Origin of the sequence: Ruegeria sp. R8_1 (genome assembly GCF_017743815.1) — a bacterium.
Classification (GTDB): domain Bacteria; phylum Pseudomonadota; class Alphaproteobacteria; order Rhodobacterales; family Rhodobacteraceae; genus Ruegeria; species Ruegeria lacuscaerulensis_A.
Window position 1 is genome coordinate 15,438 of sequence record NZ_JAGHRL010000005.1, and the last position, 16,339, is coordinate 31,776.

The 16,339-nt window shown below is 56.5% G+C and carries 10 protein-coding genes; 7 read left to right on the top strand and 3 right to left on the bottom strand.

What is annotated here, in order from left to right; translation table 11 throughout:
* Window positions 1-9: 9 nt before the first annotated feature.
* Both J7380_RS12335 and dctP read right to left on the bottom strand, forming a co-directional pair.
* The gene (locus J7380_RS12335) at window positions 10-1,341 is read right to left on the bottom strand and encodes a TRAP transporter small permease subunit (protein WP_209196102.1); all 1,332 of its coding nucleotides are present in this window, start codon (window positions 1,339-1,341) and stop codon (window positions 10-12) included.
* A gap of 74 nt (window positions 1,342-1,415) precedes the next feature.
* Window positions 1,416-2,516, bottom strand: a complete 1,101-nt coding sequence (dctP, locus tag J7380_RS12340) for a TRAP transporter substrate-binding protein DctP (protein ID WP_209196103.1) — start codon at window positions 2,514-2,516, stop codon at window positions 1,416-1,418.
* Window positions 2,517-2,836: 320 nt separating this feature from the next.
* Between dctP and queC the strand changes: the two genes are divergently transcribed.
* From queC to queF, 4 genes are read left to right on the top strand one after another with little or no spacing between them, the layout of a single operon-like run.
* A complete protein-coding gene (gene queC, locus J7380_RS12345; RefSeq protein WP_209196104.1) occupies window positions 2,837-3,538 on the top strand; it encodes a 7-cyano-7-deazaguanine synthase QueC in 702 nt (233 codons plus the stop codon).
* Window positions 3,538-3,891 carry a 6-carboxytetrahydropterin synthase QueD gene (gene queD / locus J7380_RS12350; RefSeq protein ID WP_209196105.1) on the top strand — a complete coding sequence of 118 codons (354 nt, stop codon included), beginning with the start codon at window positions 3,538-3,540 and terminating at the stop codon, window positions 3,889-3,891. Before queC ends, queD begins: the two co-directional genes overlap by 1 nt.
* Window positions 3,888-4,598, top strand: coding sequence for a 7-carboxy-7-deazaguanine synthase QueE (gene queE / locus J7380_RS12355; RefSeq protein ID WP_209196106.1), 711 nt, complete (start codon window positions 3,888-3,890; stop codon window positions 4,596-4,598). The genes queD and queE overlap by 4 nt, the downstream gene beginning before the upstream one ends.
* Before the next feature lie 20 nt (window positions 4,599-4,618).
* On the top strand, window positions 4,619-5,080 hold the full coding sequence (queF, locus tag J7380_RS12360; RefSeq protein WP_170756028.1) for a preQ(1) synthase: 462 nt from the start codon (window positions 4,619-4,621) through the stop codon (window positions 5,078-5,080).
* Window positions 5,081-5,139: 59 nt separating this feature from the next.
* On the opposite strand, the gene J7380_RS12365 is transcribed toward queF, so the two are convergent.
* A complete protein-coding gene (locus J7380_RS12365) occupies window positions 5,140-6,021 on the bottom strand; it encodes a LysR family transcriptional regulator (RefSeq protein ID WP_209196107.1) in 882 nt (293 codons plus the stop codon).
* Between the two features lie 486 nt (window positions 6,022-6,507).
* On the opposite strand from J7380_RS12365, the gene J7380_RS12370 reads away from it, so the two are divergent.
* From J7380_RS12370 to J7380_RS12380, 3 genes are all read left to right on the top strand, one after another.
* Window positions 6,508-7,062 (top strand): toxin-activating lysine-acyltransferase, encoded by a 555-nt coding sequence (locus tag J7380_RS12370; RefSeq protein ID WP_209196108.1) that lies wholly within the window; start codon window positions 6,508-6,510, stop codon window positions 7,060-7,062.
* A 78-nt stretch (window positions 7,063-7,140) separates the two neighbouring features.
* Window positions 7,141-16,023, top strand: coding sequence for a hypothetical protein (locus J7380_RS12375; protein WP_209196109.1), 8,883 nt, complete (start codon window positions 7,141-7,143; stop codon window positions 16,021-16,023).
* 66 nt (window positions 16,024-16,089) lie between these two features.
* Window positions 16,090-16,338: a hypothetical protein gene (locus J7380_RS12380; protein WP_209196110.1), complete on the top strand. Its 249-nt coding sequence runs from the start codon at window positions 16,090-16,092 to the stop codon at window positions 16,336-16,338.
* Window position 16,339 lies beyond the last annotated feature (1 nt).

Consider the following 16,339-nt stretch of genomic DNA (forward strand, 5'->3'; position numbering starts at 1 on the left):
ACCCATCGGTCAGTACCCCCGTGCAATCGTTCGGATGTCTTTGGACAGTTTCGACACCCCTTGCAAAATCAACAGAACCGCGCCCACGACCATCATCCATTTCATTGGCCACAGCGGGATTTCCCATTCGTTAAAGCTGATCTCACCCCAGCGAACATTTGGATCGGTCCAGTCACCGAAGGTCAGCGCGCCGAACATCTGGAAAAAGCTCATCTCGCCGCGTGCCCAGTCCGAGACAACCGAGTTGCCGGTCGGAACGGCGATCGCGTCCATCGCGAAGATGTAGGATGTCACCAGCAGGGTTCCGGCGAAGATGAAGAAGAAAATCGAGGTGAACAGGTCCGCCCATGCCCGTTTCGGCTTGGTCAGCGGGGCGTAGAAGATGTCCACACGCACATGGCTTTCTGTCAGCATCGCATAGGATCCGGCGATCAGGTACTGCATTCCGAACATCAGATACATGGATTCATGCGCCCAGTTTGTGGGGGCGTTGAACACATAGCGGACGATCACTTCGTAGTAGTAGACGAATACCGCGATTACGGCCCAATAGCTGACGAACTCACCCGCATAGAGAGACAGGCGGTCAATCCAGTTCTCGGCATAATCCTGGTCCGCCTTGCGGGCACCGGGGTCCATTTCCGCAGCCCGTGCAGCGGTTTCTTCGTCAATCTCCATCTCGGGCTCATGCGGGTCCGCAGCCGCCTTGGCGCGCGCACTTGCGACAAGGCGCGGTAACATCAGCGCGTCAATCACCAAGAAGGCGAGGATCGTGAAGAACGCATAACGTGCTACCGAACTCCACAAAGCGCGGTTGGCACCGCTGGCCTCGGCCAGAGGCTGCGCCTCGGCCAGAGCGGTTTCGGATTCGGCCAGGCGTTCGCGCCCGGTTTCAATGGCCTTCTCGGCCCGCTCCAGAGCACGCTCGGCTCGGCGTTTTTGCAGCGCAGTGCCATCCTGAGCAGCCTCGGCGGCAGCGCGCAGATCTTCCAGCCCTTCTTCGGCAGTTGCAACACGTTCGGTTTCGCGCGTGATCGTACGCTCGGCCTGACGGACGATATTGACCGCATTCGAGAATTCGTTGCGGGCCGTTCGCTCTTCGCCATTGGCATAGAGGATCAGCAGGAAAACTGGCAGATAGACCAACCCCAGCAAGCTGCGCAGGTAAAAGCGGTGCAGGCCCAGCATTCCCCCGGTGACAAGGATCAGATAGCCCAACGGTAACCCGTAGGTGAGCTGTTCAGGTTGGGCTTTGCGTGCCAGCACCATGGCCAGAGCCGGAAAGGCGATCAACCCGACCCAATATAGCCAGTGCGGCAGCGTGAAATCGACGCTGGGCATAGTACGTTCCGAATTCCAAGGAAAAGGCATGCCCGCGCGAAATTCGCGCGGACTTTTGGTTAGGCTTCAGCGGATTACAGGTCCAGCGTATAGCCTTCGATCATTTCAGGCGTCACATAGCCCAGCGAACCGGACATCATGTAATCTAGCTGAATCTTGAACACGCGCGCCGCATCTTTATCGCGGTTGGCATATTTGAACCAGATCGGCACGGCGACCTCGGTCATCAGCTCGACGTCGTCCTGCGACAGGCGCGTGATCTCGGTGCCTTCCGCTTCGAACTTTTTCCAGGCTTCCTGGTCTGCGGCCTGAATGGCGGCGTGGTGCAGGTCGGAATAGACATGGGTTTCCATTTCCACGAATTCCTGCATCTGTGGGCTCAGCTTGTCCCATGCGGTCTTGCCAACCGTGATGTCCATGATGTCAACTGGCTGATAGACCGACATAAAGCCCGGAGGGCCCATCACGATGTAATCGGTCACCTGGCTGAAGCCCAGAGCGTGGTTCACAGCGGGGCCCACAAAGTCGGCCACGTCGATAGTGCCTTTTTCCAGCGCGGGAAAGATTTCCGAGCCCGGTAGAACGGTTGTCTCAGCACCCAGTTCCGAGAAGACCTCGGCGACCATACCGCCTGGCAGGCGCATTTTACGGCCCGCGAAGTCGTCAACCGAGCGGATCGGAACCTTCGAGTGGATGATGTTCGGCCCGTGATGCACCGGCCCCACAAAGTGCAGACCCTGACGACCCAGCAGCTCACGCGCGATGTCGATGCCGCCCAGACCGTAATAGAACGTGTCATATTCATGCGGCTGACGCAGCCCCAGCGGGTATGAGCTGAGGAAAACGGCGGCAGGGATGATGCCCTGATAGTAGATGGTGAACGGGTTGATAGCGTCCAGCACACCGTTCTTCACCGCGTCGGCCAGTTGGAAATCCCCGACCACGTCATTGGCGCCAAAGGCCTGGAAGGCCAGCTCACCGCCGGTTTTTTCTTCGATCGTTGCGCACCAGTCCTTGAACGTCTGCAGTCCAATACCGCCAGGCCAGGATGTTTGAATCTTCCAGGTGGTAGTTTCACCCGCTGCGGTTGCGATGTGAGGGGCCGCCAATGTGGCCGCACTTGCACCTGCAATAGTTCTAAACGCGCTGCGGCGCGTGATGAGCTTTTTGGTCATTTCTTCCTCCCATTGATCATCGCCATGCACGTGTCAGGCCATGTCGATGCGAGGATAGCATAACCTGCGACCCGCGAATTGGTAATATTTTTTTTCCAATTAGCGCTTTGCTCACTGTTGTGTGAAGAACTGAGGGCTTCGCTATCGATAAAATTCGGGCATTCCGCTCGGCGTCGACGACGCGATTAATAGTCATGCCGAAAACGTGTGCGACGGTGTGAATTGGGTGTTTCGTTACCGCTTGCCAAGTCTAAGGCCCCTGTATAACAGGGCACATCCCGGTCGCAGCCTACCCGGGTAACAAAACAAGGGTTCAAAATATGAAAACGATCGTAATCTGCTCGGGCGGGCTGGATTCGGTATCTTTGGCGCATATGGTTGCGCAGGATCACGAATTGGTGGGCCTGATCTCATTCGACTACGGCCAACGTCACCGCAAAGAGCTGGACTATGCTGCGTTATGCGCGCTGCGCCTTGGCGTTCCCCATGACATCATCGACCTGCGCCCCGTTGGGGCGGTTCTGACCGGTTCGGCGCTGACCGATGATGTGGATGTGCCCGACGGGCACTATGCCGAAGACAGCATGAAGGTCACTGTGGTGCCCAACCGCAATGCCATCATGCTGACCGTTGCATTCGGTGCCGCCGCCGCCCGTGGGGCGGATGCTGTGGCCACGGCAGTGCACGGTGGGGATCACTTTATCTATCCCGATTGCCGCCCCGCCTTCACCGAGGCCTTTGAGGCGATGCAGAAACTGGCGCTGGACGGATATGCCGACGTCTCGTTGTTCACGCCGTTCGTGCATCGCAGCAAGGCCGATATCGTGACCGAGGGCGCGCGGGTGAATACCCCCTTTGCGCAGACATGGTCCTGTTACAAGGGTGGCGACAACCATTGCGGGCGCTGCGGTACCTGTGTCGAGCGGCGCGAGGCGTTCCATCTGGCCGGTATCCCGGACCCGACCACCTATGACGACCCTGATTTCTGGGTGGCAGCCACAGCTGAAAAGGAAAGCGCCTGATGTACCGGATCACCAAGGAATTTCACTTTTCCGCCTCGCACCAGCTGACCCACTTGCCCGACGATCACCAATGCGCGCGGATGCACGGTCACAATTACATCGTCGAGGTTGAACTGGCTGCCAAGGACCTGAACGCCGACGGGTTTGTCCGAGACTATGGCGAGCTCAAGCCGCTCAAGACCTATATCGACGAGACGTTTGATCACCGTCATCTGAACGATGTGATGAACATCCTGACCACGGCTGAGAATATGGCGCGCCATTTCTATGACTGGTGTGCCGCCCGCTGGCCGGAAACCGCCGCTGTGCGGGTCAGTGAGACGCCGAAAACATGGGCCGAGTATCGCCCATGACCCGCCTGCGCATAGCCGAGATTTTCGGCCCCACGATTCAGGGCGAAGGCGCGCTGATCGGAGAACCGACTGTATTCGTGCGTACCGGCGGATGCGATTACCGATGCAGTTGGTGCGACAGCCTGCACGCGGTTGATACGGCCTATCGTCATGACTGGGCGGCGATGACCACGGATGCAGTCTGGAGCCGGGTGCGCGACCTGTCGGGCGGGCGGCCTTTGACCGTTTCGCTGTCGGGTGGCAACCCGGCCATTCAGGACTTTGCCCCTCTGATCGCGTTGGGACGGACAGAGGGTTATCGGTTCGCCTGCGAGACGCAGGGCTCCATCGCAAAACCGTGGTTCAGCGAACTGGATACGCTGGTTCTTAGTCCCAAACCGCCCTCCAGCGGGGAGACGGTGGATTGGGCTGCGTTTGACGCCTGCCTGTTGGCTGCTGGAAACGGCCCCAAAACAGTGATGAAAATCGTGATCTTTGATGAGCGTGACTACGCTTGGGCCCGCGCTGTGGCGGATCGCTATCCCGCGCTGCCGCTTTACCTGCAACCGGGCAATGAGACGGTCGATCCCACTCAGCCCGTCGATCCGCAAACCCTGTCGGATCGGCTGCTATGGCTGGTCGATAAAGTCACCGCAGATGGCTGGTTCACACCTCGAGTGCTGCCACAACTGCATGTCCTTTTGTGGGGCAACAAACGCGGGGTCTGAAACCCCATCAGGAGAAGACAATGGAAACCATCTACAGCGACCTGACCCAATTGGGCGGGAAAACCGAACTGCCTACTTCACCTGAGGCGGCAGAACTGGAACGGGTACAGAACCCGCAGGCCGATATCGACTATTGCGTGCGGTTCACTGCGCCCGAGTTTACCTCGCTGTGTCCGATGACGGGGCAGCCGGATTTCGCGCACTTGGTGATCGACTATGTGCCCGGTGATTGGCTGGTTGAATCAAAATCGTTGAAGCTGTTTCTGGGCTCGTTCCGCAATCACGGTGCGTTTCACGAAGACTGCACAGTATCCATCGCACGTCGTTTGGTTGATTTTCTGAACCCACGCTGGTTGCGGATTGGTGGGTACTGGTATCCGCGCGGCGGCATCCCCATTGACGTATTTTGGCAGACCGGGGCCACTCCAAACCATGTCTGGATTCCCGATCAAGGCGTGCCTCCTTATCGCGGACGCGGCTAGTTGCCAGACACGCGCCACGGAATATCCATGCGCGCCGTGGCGCTTGTACTCCAGAGAATTCACAACGTGGTTGTGGTGAGACGATCCAGATGGCTGTCAATAATACTTAGAACTCGACGCAGATTTGCCGCAGGCTCAGCCTGGTTTAGGCGATGAATATAGAATTGACCGAAAGGTTTGAGCCTGTCGTCAATGTAGTGCAGGTCACTGGCCACAGGCAGATTGTGAAGAAAGATATCCCCTACATACCCCAAACCAACGCCAGCTTGCACCGCATTCAGATAATTGCTCAGGTTTTGAGTCTGGTAGATCGGCCGAAACCTGTACGATGATTTTTCGAAATACGCCGAGAAAATCTGCGCTGGCTGCCATTGTTCGTGCCAACCAACGATAGGGACAATGGGACGTGCCAGAAGGTCATCTACATCGACAGACTTGGCCGCGACCCAGCGAACGTCAAATGGCCAACTTTTTTGGGTTAGCGGGCTGGGCACCTCCCGATTGCAAATATAGCACGCATCCAAATTGCCCTTTTCCACGGAAGCCAGCAGGTTTTCCGTGTCATCTGTCGAGATTGAAAGTGTCGTGTCAGCCCGGCCCAAACCGAGGCTTGCGATCGCTGAGCCCGAGCACAGGTTTTCCAGGCTGGCGGACACACCGATCCGGATGACTTTCCCGACTTGGGTTTGCGTCAGCACCGAGATCTGATCCAACTCATTCTGGATCGTAAGGCATCGCTGATACAACAGCTCGGCCTGCGCGGTCAGCCCCGAGTGCGGTGTCTTATCCTTGAACAGTGCAAATCCAACTTGATCTTCCAGCAAGCGAATCCGATTGCTGATCGTAGGCTGAGATCGCCGGAGCATCTTTGCGGTTTCTGAATATGACTTCACCTGACACAAGGTCACAAACGCTTTCACGAGGTCAGTCGATATTGGCATCTTTTATTTCCTGATAGGGGCGTGAGATAAAAAAAGACGAATCAAAAAATCATTTGGGTATTGTGAGGAAAATTATGCGGTATTGTGTTCATGTCTTTCTCCATCCCAATTGCGCTATTATAGTTCCAAAATGATCCTTTTTACTTTCAGGGAAGCGGCCAATATAGCCCCGAAACAGATCAAACTACTTTGCGCAATTAAATAAACACGCGAGAGCCAATATATATTCACGCGCAATCGAAAAAAAATTCAAAATCTTTATAAACATATATTTATCATATAGTTACAGTGCAGCTCTTCCGAGCCGGAAAGCAAAGATACACAAAGTTTTCGATGTTAACGGCTAGGTTAAAGTTTTTTCAATACCTCATTTAACTTTCGAATTTGACTGCTGCAGTTGCTTCGTAAAGTCTTGCCTAAAATCTACGCCACTTTTCTTTCACAAAGTTGTGGAGAGCATATGTGGTCACCTGGGTGGAGAAGAAGATGACGGTTATGCAGAATATGAACCAGCATGCAGATGGTGAAATATCTGGTTATTCTTCAAATGAAAAACCGTCTTTAATTGACGGTCCCAATTCGAATGCGGCGGGAAAATACGGCGAGAACGAGAGATTTAAATGCCAGCAAATCGGAGAGGTTTGTTTGGTATTGTCCCGCTCGCCCCACTATGCACCGATGCCCCTTCGGCACTTGGGTGAACGGTTCATCTTTCCGATGAGCATTGGTCAAGGTCGTATTTTCAAGGATCGGAATGGAAAGCCATTTGGCATTCTGAGTTACGCCTGGTTGTCCGACGAGTTGAGCGAAAAAATGAGGCTACAGGGGCCGTTTGAGCTGCGGCCTGAGGATTGGAATTCCGGCAGTAACCTTTGGTTTATGGAATTCGCAGCGCCCTATGGGGGTACTCGAAAAATGACTCGGGTGATGCATGATTTCGTGCGCGACACGTTTCCCGACGTTCAGTTTGTTTTGGCGCACAGAGTTAAAAATCAAGGGCGCGATATCCGCGTCGCCAAGTTCCACATCATTCGAAACTAAACAACACACCACGGACACGGCCTGGCTGCGGTGATGCTGCTCACCCGCCCAGAGCGTTAAGATAAGGGATACGGTATAATGGGTTCTTCCTACGAGTCATTCTACAGCACGACCTACGATAACGGCCGCTACGCGCATATCGACGACGTGGGCGATATTTATGTTGAACACTACGGCAGCAACAGCACCATCAGGATCACCAACACTTTCGACATCGAGAACCTGATCATCCATGGTGACAATAACACCATCTATCTGGATGATGTTGAATACATTTACAATTTTGACGCCCGGGGCAACAACCTGGACATTGATATCAGCCGTATTCGTGAAGATAATATCTCGCAGGCCGACGCCAATATCGAGCTGTGGACGTCGGGGTCTGACGTTAACCTTGTGGACGGCTTCAACCTGGAGCTGTGGTTTCATGACAATGGCGTCAATGGGAACAACAATATCAGTATTGTCGACTTCTGGAATATCGATGTCGACCTTTGGGGCAACTATAACTCTCTATATGCTTACGACGTTGATGATGTATGGCTGGATGCCTATGGGGGCGGTCAGACGATCACCATCATCGACGCCTTCGATATCGAACGCCTCTATATCTCGGGCGGTGACAACTATGTTTACCTCAACGATGTAGAGTTTGTGACCGTCGATATTCGCGGCGGCGACAACACCTTGAATCTATATAACGTCGCAGAGAACGGGATATCGTTCGCAAATTCTGACGTTGATATCTACGGCGGCAGCAACACCCTGAACGTAGACGATATCTTTGACCTGGACTTGGATATTCGCGGCGGGTTCAACACCATCAGTGTCAACAACGCCACCGATATTGACATCAACACCCATGGCTATGGCGAAAACAATATCACATTGACCGATGTGGATGACGTGGCGCTGCATTTGGTCGGACGCAACACCACCCGTATTCACTCGACGGCTGAATTCAGCGCCGATATCACCGTGCATGGCGGTACCGGAACGAACCACATCACCACTGCGGGTGGGTTCGAGGCGACAGTCAACACCTATGGCAATACCGATGATACTGTCATTGCAGGGGCTGGTGGATCTTATATCTACACGCATGGCGGGAACGACTATATCGACTCGACCGGAGCGTTTAAGATCAATGTCTATGCAGGGGCAGGCGACGACACGATCATAGCCCGTGGAGCGGATGCCTATATTGATGCAGGCAGCGGCCACAACACGATTACCGCCAGTGGGGTTGGAGTGGGCGTTGTTGCCGGGTCGGGCAACGACACGCTGACAGTTGATGCAGCCATCGGTTACGCCAGCCTTGGCGATGGTCATAACACAGTGAATTTCAACGTGGGTGTCGGCTCGGTCACGGTTGGCTCCGGCGACGACACAATCAATGTCAACGCGGCAGGGGCTGCGATCAACGCGGGCGAAGGCAACAACACCATTCGTTTCAACGGCTTCGCCGGGGATATCTCGGTTGGCAGCGGCAATGATACGGTTCACGTGAACGCAGCGGGTGTCCGCCTGAATGCTGGCGAAGGGGATAACTCGATCCATTTCAACGGGTTTGCGGGCGATATCACCGTTGGTGGGGGCAACGACAGAATCTATGTGAACGCTGTGGGTGTCGGCATTGACGCCGGTGAGGGCAACAACCATTTCGATGTGCGCGCGTTGGGGGCAAACCTGACCGCAGGCAGCGGGAATGACAGCGCTTATGTTGGTGCCGCCGTTGGTGTTCTGGATTTGGGCGAGGGCAACAATACGATCGAGTTGCACGCCATCGGAGGATCCATCCGCGTAGGGTCGGGCGACGACACGATCCTTGCGCGGGTGGTCGGAGCCTCGATCGACGCCGGTCACGGGAACAACCTCTTTGACGTTCAAGCCGCAGGCGCCAGTCTGACTGCGGGCGATGGCGACGACACCGCGTTTGTAGGGGCTGCTGTTGGCTTGTTGAACCTGGGCGGGGGGAACAACGTTGTCGAACTGAACGCAGTTGGTGGCAACATCACGGTAGGAGATGGCGACGACACATTCGTAGTCAACGCTTTGGGCGCGGATCTGAACGCGGGCAACGGTGACAATATCATTACCGCAAAGGGCTTTGGCTTTTCGGCGGAAACCGGGTCAGGCAATGACCGTATCTGGTCCTTGGGCGTGGGCGGACAAGAGATTGACAGCGGTGATGGCAATGACATTGTCACCGCGTATGGCGGGGTCAACGTGGTCCATGCCGGGCATGGCCACAATCAGGTCGAGGTCGCGGGTGGCCTGAATGTCGTACAAGCAGGCTACGGCAACAACGTGATCGACGCTTACGGCGGCGCAAACGTGGTTCTGTCGGGCCACGGCAACAACGACGTAGACGCCTTTGGCGGCGCCAATGCCGTTTTCCTCGGGGACGGAGACAACGAAGTCGTCGCCGGCGGTGGCCTCAACATCATCGCGGTAGGGGATGGTGAAAACAACATCTTCGCCGCAGGCGGTCTGAACATCATCCTCGCGGGCAACGGAGATTCCAGCCTGAACACTCGCGCGCAGGCGGTCACCAATTCGGATCGCGGCGCAAATCTGGTCGAGAACGGCTCGTTCGAGCTTGGCACCGATATCGGAACCGGTATCTCTTTCCGCGTCCCTGATGGCTGGACGCAATCCTTCGGCCAGTTGGAAATTCACGACACGTCTATCTTTAACGATCAGGTCAGCCCGTATGGGTTCTCGGCTTCGGGCAGCGGGCGGCACATTCTGGAATTGGACGGCACGCGGAACTCGGGTGTGTACCAGGATATCGACACCCGCGACGGAGCGACCTACGAGATCACGCTCAGCTATCGCGGGACGACCACCGTGTCGGTGGAAAGCAACACGATCGAAGTCTGGTGGGATGGCGAAAAGGTTGGCGAGATCGCTGCGACCCATACCGATTGGCGCGACTATTCCTTTGCGGTCACCGGCGGTGACACCTCGCGGCTGGAACTGCGGGCAGCGGGCAACTCGGATCTGCTGGGCGGAGCCGTTGACAACGTGCGCGTGAATGAAATCCTGGGCACCCGAGACATCGGCGACGGCGTTTTGGATGCGGATTTCAACGCAACCGCCGCTGAAAACGTGCAGGACCTGTCGGAAAACATCGTTCAGAACGGGTCGTTCGAGCTGGGCACGCAGGCGGATACCGGCATTTCGTTTTATGTGCCGACAGGCTGGACGCAGTCCTTCGGGCGGCTCGAAGTCCACAACACCAGCTTGTTCAATGACAGCATTAACCAGTTTGGCCACAGCGCATCTGGCCATGGCGACCACATTCTGGAATTGGACGGAACCGAGAATTCAGGAATTTACCAGGACCTCAACACGCGGGCTGGGCTCGAATATGATATCACCATCAGCTATCGCGGAACGACAACGGTATCCGCGGAAAGCAACTCGATCGAGGTTTGGTGGGCCGGGCAACTGGTTGGGACGGTTGCAGATACCCACACTGATTGGCGCGACTATACTTTCCGGGTCACTGGGGCGGATACATCACGTCTTGAATTCCGGGCGGCGGGAACGTCCGACCTGCTGGGCGGAGCCATTGACAACGTGCGGGTTGTCGCGAATTCGCAAGCAACCGACGGTAATCTTCTGACCAATGGTAGCTTTGAACAAGGTAACTATGGCGATGCCAATTTCGGTCTTGGCCTGCCAGACGGCTGGCTATCGTCCTTTGGCACACCCGAATTCCTGAAGCTGGCAAATGCAGGCTACGGAAACGCCGCCGACGGCGATTATGTCATCGAACTGGCAGGCGGCGCGGTTGATGGCGGCTTTGGTTCGGGCATCTATCAGGATGTCGACACCAATTCGGGCAGCACCTATCAGGTCTCACTGAATTTCCGGGGACGAGATGGTGCAAACGGGGCGGATAACGCAATCGAGGTCTGGTGGGACGGTGCTCAGGTCGGAGTGATCTCCGAGGCGCATTCGGACTGGCGGACTTACACATTCGACGTGAACGGCGCGGCCGGGGATACGTCGCGGCTGGAACTGCGTGCAAATGACAGCACCCATCTGGGCGGGCTGATCGACGATGTGCGCGTCGTCGAGACCGGCGAGCTGAACGCCAATCTGACCGCTGGCCTGAACAATCCGGGCGCGGGTGACAATCTGATCACCAATGGCAGTTTCGAATTCGGCAATTACGGCGATGCCAATTTCGGACTGTCTCTGCCCTATGGCTGGTCCTCGTCCTTTGGCACACCTGAGTTCCTGAAAACCAGTACAATTGGTCTGGGTGCTGCTGCCGACGGAGAGTTTGCTCTTGAACTGGCTGGCGGTGCAGTCAACGGCGGATTTGGCTCGGGCGTTTATCAGGATGTCGACACCAACTCGGGCGAGACCTACCAGATTTCGCTGAATTTCCGGGGACGGGATGGCGCAAACGGGGCGGATAACGCGATCGAGGTCTGGTGGGACGGCGTACAGGTCGGAGTGATTTCCGAGGCGCATACGGATTGGCGGACCTATACATTCGAAGTCTCTGGCGCGGCTGGTGACAGTTCGCGGCTGGAGTTGCGCACAACCGACAGCACCCACCTGGGCGGGCTGATCGATGATGTGCGCGTCGAGCGTGTCGTTGACGGTGCGCAGCCTGCAGCCGATGAGCCCGGCAATGACATTCAGGCTTACGGCGTTGGTAACCTTGTGATCAGCGGCAGCGGCAGTGACCGTATCGTTGCGGGTAGCCTGTTGAACCTGGCAGCGCTTGTTGCAGTGGATGCCGCTGCCGCCAGCGATGATAGCGGGCTGGTCGGCAGCCTGTTCGGAACGTCGGATGGCACGGCCTTTGGAGAAGATCAGGCCGGGTCCATTCTGATCAATGCGCTGGCCAGCGTGACCAACCTGGCCAACGTGGTCATCGCGGGCAATGGCAACAACCAGATCAAGACTTATGGCGGCCACAACCTTGTGCAGGCCGGAGAAGGCGATGACGACATCACCGCGATCGGCAATGCCAACCTTGTGGTGGCCGGTAATGGCAACAACGATGCGCAACTTGTCGGCTCGCTCAACGCCTATTGGGGTGGCAGCGGCGATGATGAGATCGACCTGATCGGCGGTAACAACATCCTGCTGCTGGGCACCGGCGACAACACCGTGACTGGTCTGGCGCTGGGTCAGAACCTGATCGTGGGCGGCGGCAATGCCGGGGATACCGATGACATCGTGATCACCGGCAGCTCGAACTTCCTGTTCCTGGGCAGCGGCACGAATAACGTGCTGACCATCGGCCAGAGCAATATCGTTCTGGGCGGCGACGGCGAGGACACGATCTTTGCACTTGGCAACTTCAACTTTGTCAACGCAGCCAGCGGCACAAACAGCATCGCGGTGGCAGGTGTCACCAACTATGTGCTGGGTGGCGACGACAACGATCAGGCGCTGATCTTGGGCGGCAACAACGTGTCGCTGCTGGGTAATGGCAACAACGACGTGATCACGCTGGGCTACAGCAACGTGGTCTTCACCGGATCGCACAGCGACACGGTTTACGCCGGAGGTCGCTACAACGCGATCTCGACTGCGGCAGGCGAAGACACGATCATTGCCGCGGGTCAGGCCAATGTGGTTCTGTCCGGTGCCGACGACGATTTTGTCACCATCGCAGGCCAGCGCAACTTTGCCCTTTCAGGCACTGGAGATGACGTTGTCGTCTCGGTCGGTCAATACAACATCCTGCTGACAGAGGCTGGGGATGATACCGTCCTGACCGCAGGCAAGGACAATTTCGTGCTGACAGCCAGCGGTGACGATACCGTTGCGGCCTTTGGCAAGTTCAACCTTGTGGCTTCAGGCAGCGGCTCTGACGTTGTGATTGCCTTTGGTCAGACCAACTTTGTTGTGACTGACAATGAAATCACGATCGATCCGCAAGAGATCGCTGATTACCAAAAGCGCGTCAAAGACAAGAAAGAGGCCGACAAGACCGCAGCGGATGCGGCTGATCGAAAAGCCAAAGGCCTGCCGGAAAAAACTGCGCAGGAAACACCAACCAGCTCTACCACCAACACGGCCAATGCCACGGGTGTCAGCACCAAATACGAAGACAAGGATATCGGAGCCAGCTTCACAGCCGGTATCGCGGTATCGGGGTCGGCTTCGGTGCTGTTTCCCGATCTCGAATTCTCGACAGAAGGAGTGCCGGACGTCTACATCCCGGGGTTCAGCACGCCGCAGATCAATCTGGATATTCCCGATATTCCGGAACTGCGCAGCCGGCCTGATTACCAATATGGTGAGTTGGGCGCCTATGGCCTGCCAGAAATCAGCCTGCCGGACCTGACGATCCCCGACCTGACTGTCGCCGGGCAGGCTCTGCCCAGCTTGTCGCTGCCCGATGTGTCAGATTTCGGGTTCCGCGATGACGGGTTGGATTTCGATTTCACGCTGGATATTGACTTTAACCCCAGCGCTTACGCCGAAATCAGCAATGTCTACAAAGACCTTGTCGGGGTCGAAAGCGCGGACGGGAAGGCGGGCATCTTCAACTCGTCCAACGGAATTCGCCTCAGCCCCAACAGCGGCAATGCGGAATTCCAGGCCTATACCGAACAGCGCGGCGATGTCGGGCCTGCAAGCGGGGGCAACAACACCTTCTTTACCGGCACCGATCTGGCCAATTCGCCTTCGATTACGGGCAGTGCCAATGGCGGGTATCAGGCACTGCAGACCGAGGATGAGTTTGACGTTCAAGTCAATCCTGCCGAAGCAGCGCCAGAAACCGCCCCACCCACGACCATCAGCCTGCCTACCTTTACGCTGCCTGAAATTTCGGTGCCCTCTTTTGCCATCGGCGGAGCAGATCTGTCGGGCCTGTCGGATATCGACACCATTTTGGGAGGACGCGAGTTCTTTGGCCTGTCGATCCCCGAATTCGACATTCCGGCCGAGTACCTGGAGATTCCCGATTTTGATCTGGACGACTTTGCCAGCCGCGATGCGGTGACGCTGGGCGCGCAGACCTTCACGATCCCGGAACTGGCCTTGCCCACGGTTGCAGGCGTCAACTGGGCGCAACGGTTTGGCAGCTTTAACCAAACCTACAACTTCCTGCAAACCGATGCGGATGGCGGCGAAGGTGACATTGCAGTGGTCGGTGGACGCGAAAACCGTGTCTACACCGGCGGAGGCGACGACGCGGCGCTGGTTCTTGGCAAAGCCAACAGTGTCTATCTGGGCGCGGGCAATGACGCCGCCGCCGTGTTCGGGACCGAGCGCAACTTTGTCAACGCAGGCGCCGGTGCGGATATCTTGCTGGCCGTGGGTAAAACCAACAGTCTGAATGGCGGGGCGGGCAACGACATTGTCTTTGCCATTGGGGAATCCAACACCGTCCGCGGCGGCACTGATCCCACACCCGGCGTGACCGACGACAACATTCTGATTGCCATCGGCAAGAAGAACGACATCGACTCGTCCAACAATGGCAATGATCTGAATGGTGGCGTCGACGTTGCCATCGCGATCGGCTCGGAAAACAAGGTACGCACCGGCGGCGGTGACGATACAGTTCTTAGCGTCGGGGTCAAAAACGACACCGGCACCGGTGGCGGCAACGACATCGTGGTCAGCATTGGTAAAGAGAACAAAGTCGATCTGGGGCGCGGCAGCGACGTTGCCCTGGTGTTGGGGGTCAAAACCGAAATCAACGGTGACAAACAGACCGACTTGAATGGCGACGACATCATCTTTGCCTTGGGTGGCCGCAACAAGATCGAAGGCAACGGAGGCAATGACAGCATCTTTGTTGCCGGTCTCTACAACACGGTACTGGCTGGCGGGGACGATGACCTTGTGGTCAGCACTGGATCGCGCAACCTGACCTCGTTGGGGTCGGGTGATGATATCGGCATCACCATAGGTGTGGCCAGCCTGACGACCGGTGGTCTTGGGGATGACACCATAATTAATGTCGGCGCGCGCTATGCCAGCCTTGGGGGTGCTGGGAACGACGTGTTCCTTGGTATCGGCAACGGATATCTGGATGGTGGCGACGATCAGGACGTCTTCCTGAACTTCGGGACCGGGACGTTGGACTTCCTGTTCAACGCGGGGATTTCGGTTGTGTCGGAAACGCTGGCAAATGTGGTTGGCGCCCTGGATACAGTGCTGGAATCCTTCGAAGTCAGCGGATCAGCCGCGTTGGGCGGGGTCTTCAGCTTTGTCGAAAACTCGGTACTGAACGGTGGCGCGGATGACGATGTGTTCGTGGCGGGCTTTGGCAACTCGGTCGCCTTCGGCGGAAGCGGCGCGGACCAGTATATCTATACGCTGGGCAGCGGGCGCTTTGCGGTCAGCGACCAGATTCAGACCAACCTGCAGGATAGCGCATCTGCTCTGACGGGGACAACAGCCGAAGGTCTGTCGCAATTGTCCAACGGCGATGACGCAGCATTCAGCACCTATTTCGACGACGTCGAAAACGGGGTGCTAGGGGATGCCTCGGGGTCCGCCGCATCGGTTCTCAGCAACGATGCTTTTGTGGATGTGCTGATCTTCCGAACTGCCAACGGGGATACCACCGATATCACTACCGACAACCTTGTCTTCTCGGATGCGGATGACACGATTGACGTTGTGGTGGGCGGGGCCTCGCTGGGTCAGGTGCAGATCAACCAGTTCGGCAGTGAGGACATAATCCGCGTCGTGGATCATGACAGCACCTCAGAGATCACGTTCGGGCAGCTCATTTCAAGCTCGACTGATGCGCAAGACCCGTTCACCGAGTTTGATGTTGTTGCCGCAATCCAGTCCGGAGTTGATGCAACGATCGCGTATCTCAGTGAAGGCGTGGCCGATCTTGCAGCCAGTAACACTTCCGCAACACGCAGTATCGAAAACGGTGCTTTCCAGGAAGTTTCGTCAATATACGACGATCTGTCGATCCTGAGTAGCGACAATCTGGTCTTTGTCTGATCCCCCCCGGCTCGGCGCGTTGTCCTGCGCCGGGCCACTAACATCCCTCTGCGTAAGGAGCGTTAAATGCAACACGTTTATATTGATGGCATCACGGATATCTCGACGATCAACGGAGTGGTACGTGTCACTTGTGGGTGTCTGAAAAAATCCCCGACCGAGGGGGAAGCTCCGGCAAGCGAAAATACCCTGATGATCAACATGTCGCTTCATGCGCTTCTGCAATGCCATGCGCAGATTTCAACCATGATCAAGGTGCTTGAAGAGAAAGAAATCTACAAACACGTGGAAAAAACGTCCGAAACCGATGCCTAGG

Excerpts from the sequence above, each read along its gene's own strand:
- J7380_RS12370 (WP_209196108.1), top strand. The coding sequence starts at position 6,508 with ATGACGGTTATGCAGAATATGAACCAGCATGCAGATGGTGAAATATCT.
- queC (WP_209196104.1), top strand. The coding sequence starts at position 2,837 with ATGAAAACGATCGTAATCTGCTCGGGCGGGCTGGATTCGGTATCTTTG.
- queD (WP_209196105.1), top strand. The coding sequence starts at position 3,538 with ATGTACCGGATCACCAAGGAATTTCACTTTTCCGCCTCGCACCAGCTG.
- dctP (WP_209196103.1), bottom strand. The coding sequence starts at position 2,516 with ATGACCAAAAAGCTCATCACGCGCCGCAGCGCGTTTAGAACTATTGCA.
- queF (WP_170756028.1), top strand. The coding sequence starts at position 4,619 with ATGGAAACCATCTACAGCGACCTGACCCAATTGGGCGGGAAAACCGAA.
- J7380_RS12365 (WP_209196107.1), bottom strand. The coding sequence starts at position 6,021 with ATGCCAATATCGACTGACCTCGTGAAAGCGTTTGTGACCTTGTGTCAG.
- queE (WP_209196106.1), top strand. The coding sequence starts at position 3,888 with ATGACCCGCCTGCGCATAGCCGAGATTTTCGGCCCCACGATTCAGGGC.
- J7380_RS12380 (WP_209196110.1), top strand. The coding sequence starts at position 16,090 with ATGCAACACGTTTATATTGATGGCATCACGGATATCTCGACGATCAAC.
- J7380_RS12335 (WP_209196102.1), bottom strand. The coding sequence starts at position 1,341 with ATGCCCAGCGTCGATTTCACGCTGCCGCACTGGCTATATTGGGTCGGG.
- J7380_RS12375 (WP_209196109.1), top strand. The coding sequence starts at position 7,141 with ATGGGTTCTTCCTACGAGTCATTCTACAGCACGACCTACGATAACGGC.